This window comes from Aliisedimentitalea scapharcae (genome assembly GCF_045277565.1).
GTDB lineage: Bacteria > Pseudomonadota > Alphaproteobacteria > Rhodobacterales > Rhodobacteraceae > Aliisedimentitalea > Aliisedimentitalea scapharcae.
In genome coordinates, this window is the sequence record NZ_CP123584.1 from 3403632 (window position 1) to 3416661 (window position 13030).

Annotated in this window: 14 protein-coding genes; 8 read left to right on the top strand and 6 right to left on the bottom strand. The window is 60.4% G+C overall.

Annotated features, from left to right (window positions below):
* Positions 1-57 precede the first annotated feature (57 nt).
* The gene (locus tag QEZ52_RS15910) at positions 58-561 is read left to right on the top strand and encodes a hypothetical protein (protein WP_406645436.1); all 504 of its coding nucleotides are present in this window, start codon (positions 58-60) and stop codon (positions 559-561) included.
* A 115-nt stretch (positions 562-676) separates the two neighbouring features.
* Here QEZ52_RS15910 and QEZ52_RS15915 read toward each other — a convergent pair whose 3' ends face one another.
* Both QEZ52_RS15915 and QEZ52_RS15920 read right to left on the bottom strand, forming a co-directional pair.
* Positions 677-1360 (bottom strand): ABC transporter ATP-binding protein, encoded by a 684-nt coding sequence (locus QEZ52_RS15915; protein ID WP_406645439.1) that lies wholly within the window; start codon positions 1358-1360, stop codon positions 677-679.
* Positions 1353-2639, bottom strand: coding sequence for a lipoprotein-releasing ABC transporter permease subunit (locus QEZ52_RS15920; protein WP_406645440.1), 1287 nt, complete (start codon positions 2637-2639; stop codon positions 1353-1355). Before QEZ52_RS15920 ends, QEZ52_RS15915 begins: the two co-directional genes overlap by 8 nt.
* Positions 2640-2684: 45 nt before the next feature.
* On the opposite strand from QEZ52_RS15920, the gene QEZ52_RS15925 reads away from it, so the two are divergent.
* Together QEZ52_RS15925 and QEZ52_RS15930 are read left to right on the top strand one after the other, a co-directional pair.
* Complete coding sequence (locus QEZ52_RS15925) at positions 2685-2852, top strand: hypothetical protein (protein WP_406645441.1); 168 nt, start codon at positions 2685-2687, stop codon at positions 2850-2852.
* A gap of 119 nt (positions 2853-2971) precedes the next feature.
* Positions 2972-3349: a hypothetical protein gene (locus QEZ52_RS15930; protein WP_406645442.1), complete on the top strand. Its 378-nt coding sequence runs from the start codon at positions 2972-2974 to the stop codon at positions 3347-3349.
* A 27-nt stretch (positions 3350-3376) separates the two neighbouring features.
* Here QEZ52_RS15930 and proS read toward each other — a convergent pair whose 3' ends face one another.
* Positions 3377-4783 (bottom strand): proline--tRNA ligase, encoded by a 1407-nt coding sequence (gene proS / locus QEZ52_RS15935; RefSeq protein ID WP_406645443.1) that lies wholly within the window; start codon positions 4781-4783, stop codon positions 3377-3379.
* Positions 4784-4953: 170 nt separating this feature from the next.
* Here proS and QEZ52_RS15940 point away from each other — a divergent pair, with 170 nt between their 5' ends.
* The 5 genes from QEZ52_RS15940 (at position 4954) to QEZ52_RS15960 (ending at position 10893) form a co-directional block, all read left to right on the top strand.
* Positions 4954-6318: an FAD-dependent oxidoreductase gene (locus QEZ52_RS15940; protein ID WP_406650523.1), complete on the top strand. Its 1365-nt coding sequence runs from the start codon at positions 4954-4956 to the stop codon at positions 6316-6318.
* Positions 6315-7292: an isopenicillin N synthase family dioxygenase gene (locus tag QEZ52_RS15945; protein ID WP_406645444.1), complete on the top strand. Its 978-nt coding sequence runs from the start codon at positions 6315-6317 to the stop codon at positions 7290-7292. Before QEZ52_RS15940 ends, QEZ52_RS15945 begins: the two co-directional genes overlap by 4 nt.
* A gap of 215 nt (positions 7293-7507) precedes the next feature.
* Positions 7508-8581, top strand: coding sequence for an AI-2E family transporter (locus tag QEZ52_RS15950; RefSeq protein ID WP_406645445.1), 1074 nt, complete (start codon positions 7508-7510; stop codon positions 8579-8581).
* A complete protein-coding gene (locus tag QEZ52_RS15955; RefSeq protein ID WP_406645446.1) occupies positions 8582-9262 on the top strand; it encodes an HdaA/DnaA family protein in 681 nt (226 codons plus the stop codon).
* 80 nt (positions 9263-9342) lie between these two features.
* Positions 9343-10893 (top strand): Ppx/GppA family phosphatase, encoded by a 1551-nt coding sequence (locus tag QEZ52_RS15960; RefSeq protein WP_406645447.1) that lies wholly within the window; start codon positions 9343-9345, stop codon positions 10891-10893.
* A 13-nt stretch (positions 10894-10906) separates the two neighbouring features.
* Here the strand turns inward: QEZ52_RS15960 and QEZ52_RS15965 are convergent, their stop codons facing one another.
* From QEZ52_RS15965 to QEZ52_RS15975, 3 genes are read right to left on the bottom strand one after another with little or no spacing between them, the layout of a single operon-like run.
* Positions 10907-11287: a hypothetical protein gene (locus QEZ52_RS15965; RefSeq protein ID WP_406645448.1), complete on the bottom strand. Its 381-nt coding sequence runs from the start codon at positions 11285-11287 to the stop codon at positions 10907-10909.
* 45 nt (positions 11288-11332) lie between these two features.
* Entirely contained in the window at positions 11333-12343 is a 1011-nt protein-coding gene (locus tag QEZ52_RS15970) for an endonuclease/exonuclease/phosphatase family protein (protein WP_406645449.1), read from the bottom strand.
* A 1-nt stretch (position 12344) separates the two neighbouring features.
* Positions 12345-13028, bottom strand: a complete 684-nt coding sequence (locus QEZ52_RS15975; protein ID WP_406645450.1) for a DnaJ family molecular chaperone — start codon at positions 13026-13028, stop codon at positions 12345-12347.
* Between the last annotated feature and the right edge of the window lie 2 nt (positions 13029-13030).

Here is a 13030-nt window from a genome sequence, read left to right on the forward strand (position 1 = left end):
ACCAATTTGCTAGACGATTGCGTCTAACCTTCCCTTTTTTGTTTTCGGAAATTTGCCATGAAATCGACTGCTCCATATCTGTTATCCGCTGCACTTTTGTCTTTTGGGGGCCTTGTCCCGATGCAATCCGCGGCAAACGAAGCCGCGCATGAAACTCTCGAAGCTGAGAGCGGGCCCCATATTGTCGAGCTGTTTATCGGGTCTACTTACGCGGATCATCATGGGCACCGGGAACATGCCTTTTCGATTGGGGGGCAGTATCGGTATGCCCTGTCCCATCGGACGTCAGTCGGTGTTCTGGCTGAATATGCAACAGAGTCGCTGGACGCCTGGGTGGTCGGCATCCCTTTGGTCGTCAATCTCGGAGACACCCGATGGCAGTTGACCGCCATGCCCGGAGCCGAGATCGAAGGCGGCAACACGGAATTTCTGTTCCGGGCCGGCGTGGGATATGAATTTGAAATGGAAGGCGGCTATTCCATCAAACCGGAAATCAACGTCGATTGGGTGGACGGCGAAGCATCAGTCGTGACAGGACTGAGCTTTGGCTGGCGTTTCTGACGCACCTGCGGACATGCTACGGGTTGGGCAGTTTGCACACGCGCCCCCCTAGGTGCGCTGCAACCCGACCCAATGACCTGACCAACGGCCCGCATCACTGGAGAACACATGGACCTCAGGTGTTGACCAGGATCCCCGCCTCCAGCCGCACCTGCCGATCCATCCGGGCGGCCAGCTCGAGATTGTGGGTGGCAACCAGCGCCGACAACCCTGTCTCGCGTGCGAGATCCATCAATGCCCCAAACACCTGATCTGCCGTGTCGGGATCCAGATTGCCTGTCGGTTCATCCGCCAGCAAAACATGCGGAGAATTGGCCAGCGCCCGGCAAAAGGCCACCCGTTGCTGTTCGCCCCCCGACAAGGCGGCCGGGCGATGCCCTGCCCGTTCCGACAGACCCACACGGGCCAACAGGTCACCGGCGCGCGTCTGGGCCTGTGATTGGCTGACACCGTTGGCCAACTGCGGCAAGACGATGTTTTCTCTGGCCGTGAATTCCGGCAGCAGGTGGTGAAACTGATAGACAAACCCAATGTCACGCCGCCGCACCCCTGTGCGCACCCGGTCACTGCGTCCGGTGACATCCTGTCCGGCCACCCGGATTTCGCCCTTGTCGGGTGTGTCCAGCAATCCGGCGATGTGCAGAAGCGTCGATTTGCCCGCGCCCGACGGGGCCACCATGGCGACAACTTCGCCTGGCGCCAGGGTCAGATCGACCCCGCGCAGCACCTGGATTTCCGAACTCTGGCCGGAATTGTAGGACTTGCAGATCCCCTGCAATTGCAACACAGGCTCACTCATACCGCAGCGCCTCCACCGGGTTCATCCGCGCCGCGCGTCGGGCCGGAAAGTACGTGACAAAAAACGACAACCCCAACGACAGCCCCACCGCGCTCAGCACATCGTTCAGATGCAGCTCGGCCGGCAAGGCATAAATCCCGCGGATCGATGGATCCCAGACACCACCGCCCATGGCATAGTTCACAAACGAAAAGATCGGGTCGATATAGATCGCAAACAGGCTCCCCAAAACCACCCCCATGCCGGTGCCAATGATGCCGGTAAAGGCACCACAGATGAAAAACACCCGCAGAACAGACCCTTCGCTCAGACCGATGGTGCGCAGGATACCGATGTCACGGCCCTTGTTCTTGACCAGCATGATCAGCCCGGACACGATGTTCATTGCAGCGATCAGAACCAGGATCGACAGGATGATGAACATCACATTGTCCTCGACTTCCAGCGCCCGCAGGAACCCGCCCGAGGCGTCGCGCCACGTCCAGATCCGACCCAGGTCTCCGGCGGCCTCGAGCAAGGGCCCTGTCAACGTTTCGACCTGTTCGGGCTGGGCTACCATGACTTCGATCTCATCCGCGACGCCTTCGCGGTTGAAATAGCTCTGCGCTTCGGCAAACGGCATGTAGACACGGGTGCGGTCGATGTCATAGCGCCCTGCGGAAAAAATATACACCACCTCATAGGCATTGACGCGCGGGCTGGTGCCAAAGGCGGTTTTAACCCCATTGGGCGAGATCAGTTTGACCCGTTCGCCCACGCTGACGCCCAGCGCCCGCGCCACGCCCGATCCCAACGCGATCCCGTCCCCGAACCGGGACAGGTCGCCATAGGACTCCGCGCTTTGGGCAATGCCCGGCAGGGTGGCGATATCCTCGGCCTTGATGCCAAAGACCTCGACCCCGGCATTGCGTTGACGCAAGGAGGCCATCACCTGACCCTTGACCAAAGGCGCGGCCCGGATGACACCGGGCACTTGGGCCACACGGTCGGCCAGGGCGTCATAATCGTGAATCGTGCGGTCAATCCGTCCACCGTCCTGCACCACACCAACCGAATACACGGTGACATGGGCATTCGCGCCCAGGATGGTGCCGACAAATTCGGACCGAAACCCCGAGCGCACCGCCAATGTGGCGATCAGCGCAAAGACGGCCAGCGCAATGCCGATCAGGCTGATCCAGGTCATCACGCTGACCCCGCCCTCGGCCCGGCGCGCGCGCAGGTATCGCCAGGCGATCATCCATTCGAAACGGGAAAACGGGACGGGACTGCTGGCCATTTCGGCTCCTGCTCTGATTTTGGCGCAGAGTGGGGTGTGCGTGTCATGGGGTCAAGCCCCACCATCCCGGCCACCGCCGCCCTGCGGATCAACGCCTGTCGATTGGTGAAAGGCCCGGATCAGTTGCACACGGTTCTGGCCCATCTGAGCGGGTGCACACAGCCCGAAACTGTTGAAGGACCAGAAACATTGCGCCGTTTCAGCGCAAATTGACATCAATTCGCCACAGTAATTAACCAAAGTTAACAACAAATCATGACAAATCTGACAGAGCGCAGAATGATCTGTCAGCATGAACGAACTTGGGGGGGCATCAGGAATTGAGGTGCTCTATGGACACAAAGAAAACGTCGCAACTGGGTCCCGACCCGGCGCTGATCCAACATAACCGCTATAGCCCGGCGCATTTTGACTGTGAAACCGCCGTACTGCTGCGCTCGGTCCTGCTGCCGGTGTTTGATCAGGCGACCAGCTGGTCACAGCTGATCGACACGCTCACACCCAAGGGTTATCGGCTGATGTTTCGACAGGGACTCCTGTGCATCACCGACACCGAGACTGGTACACGTGTCTGCGGGTTGACGTTCCTCGGGTTGCAGATGCGCGACCTGGTGGCCCGTCTGGGACGCCCCTGTGTCATCGCACGCCCCGGATCACACGCAGATGGCGACCTGTTGCGCCACCCGCCTGTTCGTCAAACCCTGCACTAGGCCGTCACACACCCAGCCCTCAGGCCATTACAGCCAGGTGTGAAAGGCGTGTCCGGCCATCGGTTCGGGGTGCTGATCGCCGCCAGCACCGCCACCACGATGGGGCGCATAGATTTCCGCGACCTTCTTGACGGCCTCCTGCGGGCTCAGCTCGACGCTTTCGCCGCTGCGCCGCGAGGTCAGTTCGACCACCCCATTCTTCAATCCACGTGGACCCACGGTGATCCGCCACGGCAGACCGATCAGATCCATGGTCGCGAATTTGCCACCGGCGCGTTCCTTGCGGTCATCATACAAGGGTTCCAGGCCAACGGCGCTCAGCGCCTTGTACAGCTGGTCACAGGCGGCGTCGGCCTCTGCATCGCCCTGTTTGAGGTTGACGATCCCACAATGGAACGGGGTGACGCCTTCGGGCCAGATGATGCCCTTGTCGTCGTGGCTGGCTTCGATGATCGCACCCAGCAGGCGGCTGACGCCGATGCCGTGCGATCCCATATGCACCGGAACCGATTTGCCGTCAGGGCCCTGAACGGTGGCCCCCATGGCGTCGGAGTATTTGGTGCCAAAATAAAAGATCTGTCCGACCTCGATGCCACGCGCCACACGGCGACGCTCTTCGGGGATGGCATCGAACAACGCCGCGTCGTGGGTCTCGTCGGTGCGCGCGTATTTCGAAGTGAACTCTTCCAGGATCGAGCGACATTGATCGTGCGAGTCATAATCGATCTCGCGGTCACCAAAGGTCAAATCCGTAACAGCGCTGTCATAGAACACTTCGGATTCACCTGTGTCGGCCAACACCAGGAATTCATGGGTGTCATCGCCACCGATGGGACCAGAATCCGCCCGCATCGGGATCGCCTGCAACCCCATACGTTCATAGGTGCGCAGATAGCTGACCAGATGGCGGTTATAGGCGTGCAGCGCATCCTCTTTGGTCAGGTCAAAGTTATAGCCGTCCTTCATATAGAATTCACGGCCACGCATGACGCCAAACCGGGGACGGATCTCGTCGCGGAATTTCCACTGGATCTGATACATGGTCAGCGGCAGGTCCTTGTAGCTGCTGACATGGCTGCGGAAGATATCGGTGATCAGCTCTTCGGCGGTGGGCGTAAACAGCATGTCGCGATCATGACGGTCGGTGATGCGCAGCATCTCTTCGCCATAGGCGTCATAGCGCCCGCTTTCACGCCACAGGTCCGCCGACTGGATCGTCGGCATCAGCATTGGAATATGACCCGCGCGGATCTGTTCCTCGTGCACGATGTTTTCGATCTTGCGCAGAACCTTGAAGCCCAGCGGCAGCCAGGAATAGATCCCGGCGGCAGATTGCTTGATCATCCCGGCGCGCAGCATCAGCCGGTGGCTGACGATCTGGGCCTCGGAGGGGTTTTCCTTGAGCACGGGCAGAAAATAACGGGACAGGCGCATCGGACGTCTCTTTGATCAACTGAGTTTAAGCCGGTCTATGCCATCCCCGCCGAACTGGCAATTGGCATTCAATTGGCAACGTCTGTTTGCGCCATTTCATGTCGGGATTTTTCTTGAATGGCAATTCAAGATTCGCAATTGTCAGACAATGCGCCGAACGGGGAGACACCATAGTGGCCACAATTCTGGAACCAGCCCGCGAAATCGAAATTATCCACCGCACCGACGTTCTGGTCGTCGGATCCGGTCCCGGGGGCCTGTCTGCCGCGCTGGCCGCCGCCCGCGCCGGGGCCGAGGTCACGTTGATGGAGCGGTTCGGCTGTTTCGGCGGCAACATAACGGCCGTCGGCGTCGAAGGCTTTGCCTGGTATCGCCACGAACAGACGGTCGAAGCAGGTGGCATCGGCTGGGAGTTCGAAGAGCGCGCCAAGGCGATGGGCGCAGCGGTGCCGGAAAGCCAATCGCTCAGCTATGAGCTGGACAGCGAAGGGTTCAAGCTGGTGGCTGACCGGCTGGTGCAAGAGGCCGGAATTCACCCGATGTTGCACCGCCAGTTTGTTGCTCCGATTATGGAGGGCGATCGGATCACCGGCATCATCTGCGAATCCAAGGCCGGGCGCGAGGCGATCCTGGCCCGTGTCGTCATCGACGCCACCGGCGACGCGGATGTGGCGCATCGTGCCGGGGCCCCAACCCATATGACCGCCCCAGAAGAGATGCAGGCGGCCAGCGTCATGTTTCACATTGCCGGCGTCGACAAGCAGAAATTCATGGACGGGGTCAAGGCCGACCCGCAAACCTATGCCAATTGGTCCACCGGCGAATGGCAGGTGGAAACCGACGGCAAGGAAGACGACATGTTTTCGCCCTTTCTGGCCAAACCGTTCGCGCAGGCAATCCGCGACGGGGTAATTCCCGCGCATCTCAACACCATCGGCGGCACCTGGGGGGCCGTGCATGACAGCGGCGAGATGACCTATATGAACCTGGTGCATCTGGCCGGCATTGACGGCACCGACCCCGACAGCATGACCCACGGCGAGATCGAAGGGCGCAAACAGGCCATGCACGCCATAGACGCCCTGCGCGCCTATACACCGGGGTGCCAAGGTGCACGGCTGCGCAATTTTGGCATGACCCTCGGCATTCGCGACACCCGCAAGATCGACGCATATTACAACATGACCGAAACCGACGCCCGCCATCAGGGCCGGTTCGACGATACCATCGGCATCTATCCCGAATTCATCGACGGCTATGGCATCCTGATCCTGCCGACCACCGGGCGCTACATGCATATCCCCTATCGGTCGTTGTTGCCGCGCGGGATCAAGGGGCTGCTGGTTGCGGGGCGCGCGCATGGTTCCGACAAGGTGGCCCATGCCGCCACCCGCAATATGGCCGCCTGTGCGGTCATGGGTCAGGGCGCGGGCATCGCCGCCGCGTTGTCGCTGAAAAGCAACCGCGAGCTGGACGATCTGAACATGGCGCAGATCCATCAGGAACTGGACCGTCAGGGCGTGAGGTACACATGACACAGACCATCCCCACCATCGATATCTCGCCTCTGCGTAGCCCGACTTCACCGGACCGCGCACGGGTGGTGAGCGACATCCTGACGGCCTGTACTGACATTGGGTTCCTGTCCATCACCGGCACCGGCATCGCCCCGGACACTGTGGATAAGGTTCGGGAGTGTTGTCGGACAATTTTTGCCATCGACGAAAAATCCAAATGGGATCAGGCGATTACCCGCGACAACTATCGTGGATATATCCCGATGGGCTTCTTCACACCCAATGACGGCAGTGGCACGGCCGACAAATACGAAGGCTACAAGCTGCATTTTGAAACCGCTTCGGATGACCCGATAGTTGCCGATTGTCCGCTGTATGGCCCCAACCTGTGGCCGCGTGAAGTGCCCCAGGCCCGCGACATCATTCTGGGGTATTGGCGACAGCTGGACGCTGTGGCCGACCTGTTGATCGGCGCGCTCGAAGACGGGCTGCAGCTGCCTCCCGGCACACTGGTGGACGGGTTCACAAAACCGATGACAAACATGACGCTGCTGCATTATCCCCCGCAGGCCCCGGATGAGGCCGGGTTTGGCATCCACCCGCACAAGGACACCGACGCGCTGACGATCATTGCGCCAGACCCGGTGGGCGGGCTGGAAGTGCAGACCCGTGATGGTGGCTGGATCACACCCGATACGCCGCCCGGCGGATTTGTCGTCAATATCGGCGACATGCTGGAGCTGTGGTCCGGCGGGCGGCTGGTGTCGACCCCACACCGGGTGGTGAACACATCCGGCAAGGAGCGCTATTCTTTCCCCTATTTCGCCGTGCCGCGCCATGATGTGGTGGTTGCCCCGCTGTGCGCCCCGCGCGACGGGTTCGAACGCCCCGCCGTGCATTGCGGCCATTGGTCGGCCGAAATCTGGCGCACCAATTGGCCCGATGAAGAGGCCAGCGCCGACACCCCCGAATTGGGAACACTGCACAGCTGATATCTCAGGTTTTGTCCTGCCCACCCCTGTGGTCCATCAATACAGCAGGGACAGGTCGCTTTGGCGTCACCTTGGGGATAACATGGGGAAAACCCCGAAAACACAGGGATAAAACCGCGGATCCGACCCCTGCCCGGGCTGGAACGTAACGCTGCTCTTGCAACCCTGCCAGCAATCGGCAATGACAAATACAGACGAGCATTTCAGGGGCAGCCATGGCACTTCCAGTTCGCGATCAGGTGAAATATTGGGGCGCTGTCAGCGTCGCAATCGTCTTGGCATTGTGGTTCCTGGGGGATGTGCTGCTGCCGTTTGTCATCGGCAGCGCCATTGCCTATTTCGTCGACCCCATTGCCGACCGGTTGGAGCGTATGGGGCTGAGCCGCATGGCCGCGACCGGGGTGATTTCAATTTCAACCATCCTGCTGGCCGTGATCCTGACGCTGTCTGTCGTGCCGATGCTGATCACCCAGCTGATTGACCTGATCCAGTTCCTGCCACAACTGCTGCGCGATCTGCGCACGTTTATCGGGGAACACGTCCCGTCTCTGCTGGACGAAAAATCACGCATCCATATGGCGTTGTCCGCCATGGGAGAGACCCTGAAGGAGCGTGGCGTCCTCCTGCTGGATACGCTGGTCGGATCGGCCATGTCGCTCCTGAACGTGGTGCTGCTGATCGTGATCGTTCCGGTGGTGTCGATTTATATGCTGCTCGATTGGGACCGGATGATCGCCCGGATTGGCGAGCTGTTGCCCCGCGACCACGCCCCGACCATCGGACGGCTGGCCAAGGAGATCGACAAGACCCTGGCCGCATTTGTGCGGGGCATGGGGACCGTCTGTCTGATCCTGGGCACCTATTACGCCGTCGCACTGATGCTGGTGGGATTGAATTTCGGCCTGGCTGTCGGGTTCATTGCCGGGCTGGTGACATTCATTCCCTATCTGGGCGCATTGATCGGTGGGGTGCTTGCCATCGGTCTGGCGCTGTTCCAGTTCTGGGGGGATTGGGTGTCGATTGGCATGGTGGCCGGAGTTTTTGTGATCGGTCAGGTGGCAGAGGGCAATATCCTGACCCCGAAACTGGTCGGGAGCTCGGTCGGGTTGCACCCGGTCTGGTTGCTGCTGGCGTTGTCGGTGTTTGGGTCCCTGTTCGGGTTTGTCGGTATGCTGGTCGCTGTACCGCTGGCTGCTGCGCTGGGTGTGGTGGCCCGGTTCGCGGTTGAACAATATATGACAAGCCGCCTGTATCAGGGCAAAGCCTATATCGAACCGGAACAAGACTGAATGGCACAACAGCTCAGCTTTGATCTCCCGGCGATCCCCGCGCTGGGACGTGAGGATTTCTTTGTCGCGCCGTCCAATGCGATGGCGGTCGCGATGATCGACGCTGGGACCAATTGGCCCGGCGGAAAACTGGTTCTGACGGGGCCGGCGGGTGCGGGGAAAACCCATCTGACCCACGCCTGGTCCACCCAGACCCGAGCCAGGATCATTTCCGCCCGCGACCTGACTGACGACATGGTCCCCGATCTGGCCCGCGCGCCTGTCGCCGTCGAAGATGTGCCCGACATCGCCCAGGACCCAGCCGCACAGACAGCGCTGTTTCACCTGCACAATCTGGTGCTGGCCAATGGCCAGGCCCTGATGCTGACCGGGCGACCGGCCCCCAACCTGTGGCATCTGTCCCTGCCCGATCTGCAAAGCCGGATGCAGGCTGCGGCGCATGTCACCATCGAAGCCCCTGATGATTCCCTGTTGGCGGTTGTGTTGGCCAAATTGTTCAGCGACCGGCAGATCCTGCCGCGCCCGGATGTGATCCCGTATCTGGTGCACCATATGGATCGGTCGTTTCAGGCCGCTGTCGATATCGTGGACAAGCTGGACCGCCTGTCGCTGGCGGAATCACGCACATTGTCGCGCGCTTTGGCAATCCGGCTGCTGGCGCAGGAAAAAAGCGACGAATAGTCCTGACGCCTTGATCCACCGTTCAATTGACCCGCCGAATTGAATAAAGCATTCTGAGATCGGCATACCTGGGGATACACATGAATCTGACAACCGAACCTCCGGCTGTGGAATGGGGTCCCTTCGGACGCCCGCTGTTTGATGACCCCAGTGTGCGGGCCCTGTCCCGTGTCGGGGTGGTTGACGTAGGGTCGAACTCGGTCCGGTTGGTGGTGTTTGACGGCGCGGCGCGCTCACCTGCCTATTTCTACAACGAAAAAATCATGTGTGCCTTGGGCGCGGGCGTGTCTGAAACCGGCCTGTTGAACCCCAGCGGACGCAAACGCGCGCTGGCCGCATTGAACCGGTTCCAGCATCTGGCCCAGGGCATGGGTCTGCCACCGCTGTCAGTGGTGGCCACAGCCGCGGTACGCGACGCACAGGACGGGCCGGATTTCTGCGACGAAGTCCTGCGCGAAACCGGATTGAGAATCTGGGTGATCGACGGCGAAGAAGAGGCCCGCCTATCCGCCCAGGGGGTTCTGCTGGGCTGGCCCGGTGCCTATGGGTTGGTCTGTGACATTGGTGGCTCGTCGATGGAGCTGGCCGAGATCCAGAACGGTCTGGTGGGGCGGCGGGTGACCTCGTCTCTGGGGCCACTGAAGCTGCGCGATATTCCCGGTGGGCGACGCGGGCGTAAACACCACATCAAGGAAGTGATCCGCGGTCTGGAAGAACAGATGGGATCGCAACGTGATCGCCTGTTTCTGGTCGGCGGCAGCTGGCGGGCCATTGCCCGCATCGACATGGAGCGGCGCGGTTATCCGCTCAAGGTGCTGCATGAATACCGGATGAGCACCAGTTCGGTGCGCGAAACCATCAAATACATCGAAGGTTCTGACCTGAACGAATTGCGGGCGCTGACGGGCACATCCGCCTCGCGGATGTCTCTGGTGCCCTATGCCATTGACGTCCTGTCGCGGCTGATCCGGACCTTTAAACCCAAGGACATTGCGATTTCCAGCTATGGGATCCGCGAAGGGCTGTTGTATGAACAGATGCCGCAACGGCTGCGCGACCGGGATCCGCTGATCGAGGCGTGCCGCTATGCCGAAGTCAAGGACGCCCGGATGCCGGGCTTTGGCAAGACGCTGTATGACTATGTTGCACCGCTGTTCAAATATGGCCCCGAAAGCCACAAGCGATTGGTCAAGGCTGCCAGCCTGCTGCATGATGTCAGCTGGCGCGCGCACCCCGATTACCGGGCCGAGGTCTGTTTTGACAATGCCACACGCGCCAATCTGGGTGGGCTAAAGCATTCTGAACGGGTGTTTCTGGGACTGGCGTTGCTGTACCGGTATCGCAACAAACACGAAGGCACCGCGTTTGAAAACCTGCAAGGGTTGCTGGATGAACACGGCCAGAAACAAGCCCAGATTCTGGGCAAGGCCATGCGGTTCGGCGCAATGTTGATGGTCAATGATGATGCCCCGATCGGGTCGCTACGCTGGCAGCCACGCAAACGCCATCTGACTGTCACCCTGCCCGCGGCTTCGATGCCGCTGTTTGGCGAAGTCGCCGAGGCACGCCTGCAATCGCTGGTGCAATCGCTGGACGGGAATTACGAAATCCGGACCTTGCCTGCCGCCTGACCCTGCGCGCCCCTCAGATATCGGTGCTGCCCGTCGGCGCATCGCCATCCGGGGTGTTGTCCGGCGCGTCCGTGTCTGGTTCTGTGGGCTGTTTCTTGCGGATGATGATATCACCATTGGGCAGAATTTCCGGCGGGTGATACACGGACCAGTCTTTGACGTCCTCGGCCAGCTGCGCCAACGCTGGACCCATTTCGACCATAAACCCGCGCAGGGATGGCCCGAATTGTTCTGCCATGTCGCGCAGGTCATCCAGCGCCGGGGCCATTTCGTTGCGCAACCCTTCGAAAAACAGTTCAGCCCCCTGCTCCATCAGGCTGCGCTCATCCTCTTCGGCCAGAACCGGCGAAGAGACCATCAATAGGGCTGAAAACAATAATGCGCGATATGTCATGCCCCCAACATAGGACGCGAGATCGCGCCCTGTAAGAGGCAGAATTCAGATTTCGATATCCAGCGTCACCGGGAAATGATCTGACGCCGTCAGCAACGCATCGCAGAATTCCGCATCATTCCAACATTCGACATCATCAAACGGGTGCCAGATCCGCCAGGCCGGTCGCCGCGCCATCAGATCATCCGAGATCATCACATAATCCAGAAGCGCCTGAAAAAATCGTTTTGCCTCGGGATTGAAAAACCGCGCCGTGGTCGGCACCTCGCCTGCCCGGCGCGCAATCAGCTTGCCCGCGTGCGGGTCGGTCAGATCCTCGCCCAGCACGATTTCCACCGACGAACGGCCAAACAGATGTTCGTATTCATCCAGACCGGGGCCATCGTTCAGATCCCCCAGAACAATCACCGATTCATTCCGCGCCAGATGTTCGTCCACCCTGCGTCGCAGCCAGATCGCCTGTGCCAGCTGCTTGCGCCGGTTGGCAATGGACCGGCGGATCTGGGCATCGCGCGTGCGTTCCCCGTGCGGTGCCTTGGATTTCAGATGCACCCCGATCAAACGCAACGCCGTGCCGTTTTTGGTCAACATCGCCAGTTCCAGTGGGGGTTTGGAAAACACCACCTTGTCCTGTGTTGCGTCCACGTCCAGATCAATGTGAAACACGCCGTCAAACCGTGCCGATCCCTGGCCGGTTTCACCCACCGCCGGCCCCTGTGGGTCGTGGGCAACCTCGATCACATCCGGATCATAGAGCAACGCGATTTCCTGTTGGGTGTCATTGGCAAACCCGATCACCGACTTGCGCGTGCGCAGATCAAAGCGACCGGCAAAATGCTCAAGCGCCCGCACCGTGTTCTGTTTGCGCCCGGTATTGGGGGCCTCGATCAACATGATCGCATCGGCATCGACCCGCTGAAACACCTGCCCCAAAGCGCGACTCTGCTGACCGCGGGTCACGTCCTGACGCCCTGACCACCGGTCATCTTCCATCAGTTGGTCATTCTGGTCAAACAAATTGGCGAACCATTCCACATTGTAGGTCGCCAGCCGCATCTCAGGCCGCCCGTGCGTTGTTGATCTCTTCCCAGGCGCGATTGATGTCGATCATCTTTTTCTCGGCCAGGCGGATCGCCTCTTCGGGCACGCCGCGTGCGATCATCGCGTCGGGGTGGGTTTCACGGACCAATTTGCGCCAGACTTTGCGGATCTCGACCATTTCCGCGTCCGGGTCCACGCCCAACACCGTATAGGGATCGGTGGGCGCATCCGGCACAAACCGCGCCCGCAGCGCCCTGAACTGGGCGTCCGTCTGGCCAAAGATCCGCGCCACATCTTCGAGAAACTGGTTCTCACCCGGATGATAGAACCCATCTGCCATGGCAATGTGAAACAGACCTTCCATCAAATCGCACAGGGTGCCGGTGTCACGCGCAAACATGATCTGGATCTTGCGGGCATACTCCTGATACCCGGCGACATCCGTGCGCGCCATATTGAAAACTTTGGCCGCACCGGCTTCGTCGTTGCGGGCAATCTGAAACACCTCCCGAAAGGCGACCACCTCGTCCCGGGTCACCTGCCCATCGGCCTTGGCCATCTTTGCCCCCAGCGCAATCACCGCAATGGCAAAGGCCACGCTGCGCTCGGGCGGAGTGCGCAGGTGATCAAAGACATCCGCCAGGCTTTCCCCTTTGGTCAGAGCCGCCAATGCGTCGGATATGCGAGTCCAGATAGACATGG

Bases quoted from the DNA above. Each gene is read 5' to 3' on its own strand.
- QEZ52_RS15910 (WP_406645436.1), top strand. From the start codon at position 58: ATGAAATCGACTGCTCCATATCTGTTATCCGCTGCACTTTTGTCTTTT.
- QEZ52_RS15915 (WP_406645439.1), bottom strand. From the start codon at position 1,360: ATGAGTGAGCCTGTGTTGCAATTGCAGGGGATCTGCAAGTCCTACAAT.
- QEZ52_RS15920 (WP_406645440.1), bottom strand. From the start codon at position 2,639: ATGGCCAGCAGTCCCGTCCCGTTTTCCCGTTTCGAATGGATGATCGCC.
- QEZ52_RS15925 (WP_406645441.1), top strand. From the start codon at position 2,685: ATGGGGTCAAGCCCCACCATCCCGGCCACCGCCGCCCTGCGGATCAAC.
- QEZ52_RS15930 (WP_406645442.1), top strand. From the start codon at position 2,972: ATGGACACAAAGAAAACGTCGCAACTGGGTCCCGACCCGGCGCTGATC.
- proS (WP_406645443.1), bottom strand. From the start codon at position 4,783: ATGCGCCTGTCCCGTTATTTTCTGCCCGTGCTCAAGGAAAACCCCTCC.
- QEZ52_RS15945 (WP_406645444.1), top strand. From the start codon at position 6,315: ATGACACAGACCATCCCCACCATCGATATCTCGCCTCTGCGTAGCCCG.
- QEZ52_RS15950 (WP_406645445.1), top strand. From the start codon at position 7,508: ATGGCACTTCCAGTTCGCGATCAGGTGAAATATTGGGGCGCTGTCAGC.
- QEZ52_RS15955 (WP_406645446.1), top strand. From the start codon at position 8,582: ATGGCACAACAGCTCAGCTTTGATCTCCCGGCGATCCCCGCGCTGGGA.
- QEZ52_RS15960 (WP_406645447.1), top strand. From the start codon at position 9,343: ATGAATCTGACAACCGAACCTCCGGCTGTGGAATGGGGTCCCTTCGGA.
- QEZ52_RS15965 (WP_406645448.1), bottom strand. From the start codon at position 11,287: ATGACATATCGCGCATTATTGTTTTCAGCCCTATTGATGGTCTCTTCG.
- QEZ52_RS15970 (WP_406645449.1), bottom strand. From the start codon at position 12,343: ATGCGGCTGGCGACCTACAATGTGGAATGGTTCGCCAATTTGTTTGAC.
- QEZ52_RS15975 (WP_406645450.1), bottom strand. From the start codon at position 13,028: ATGTCTATCTGGACTCGCATATCCGACGCATTGGCGGCTCTGACCAAA.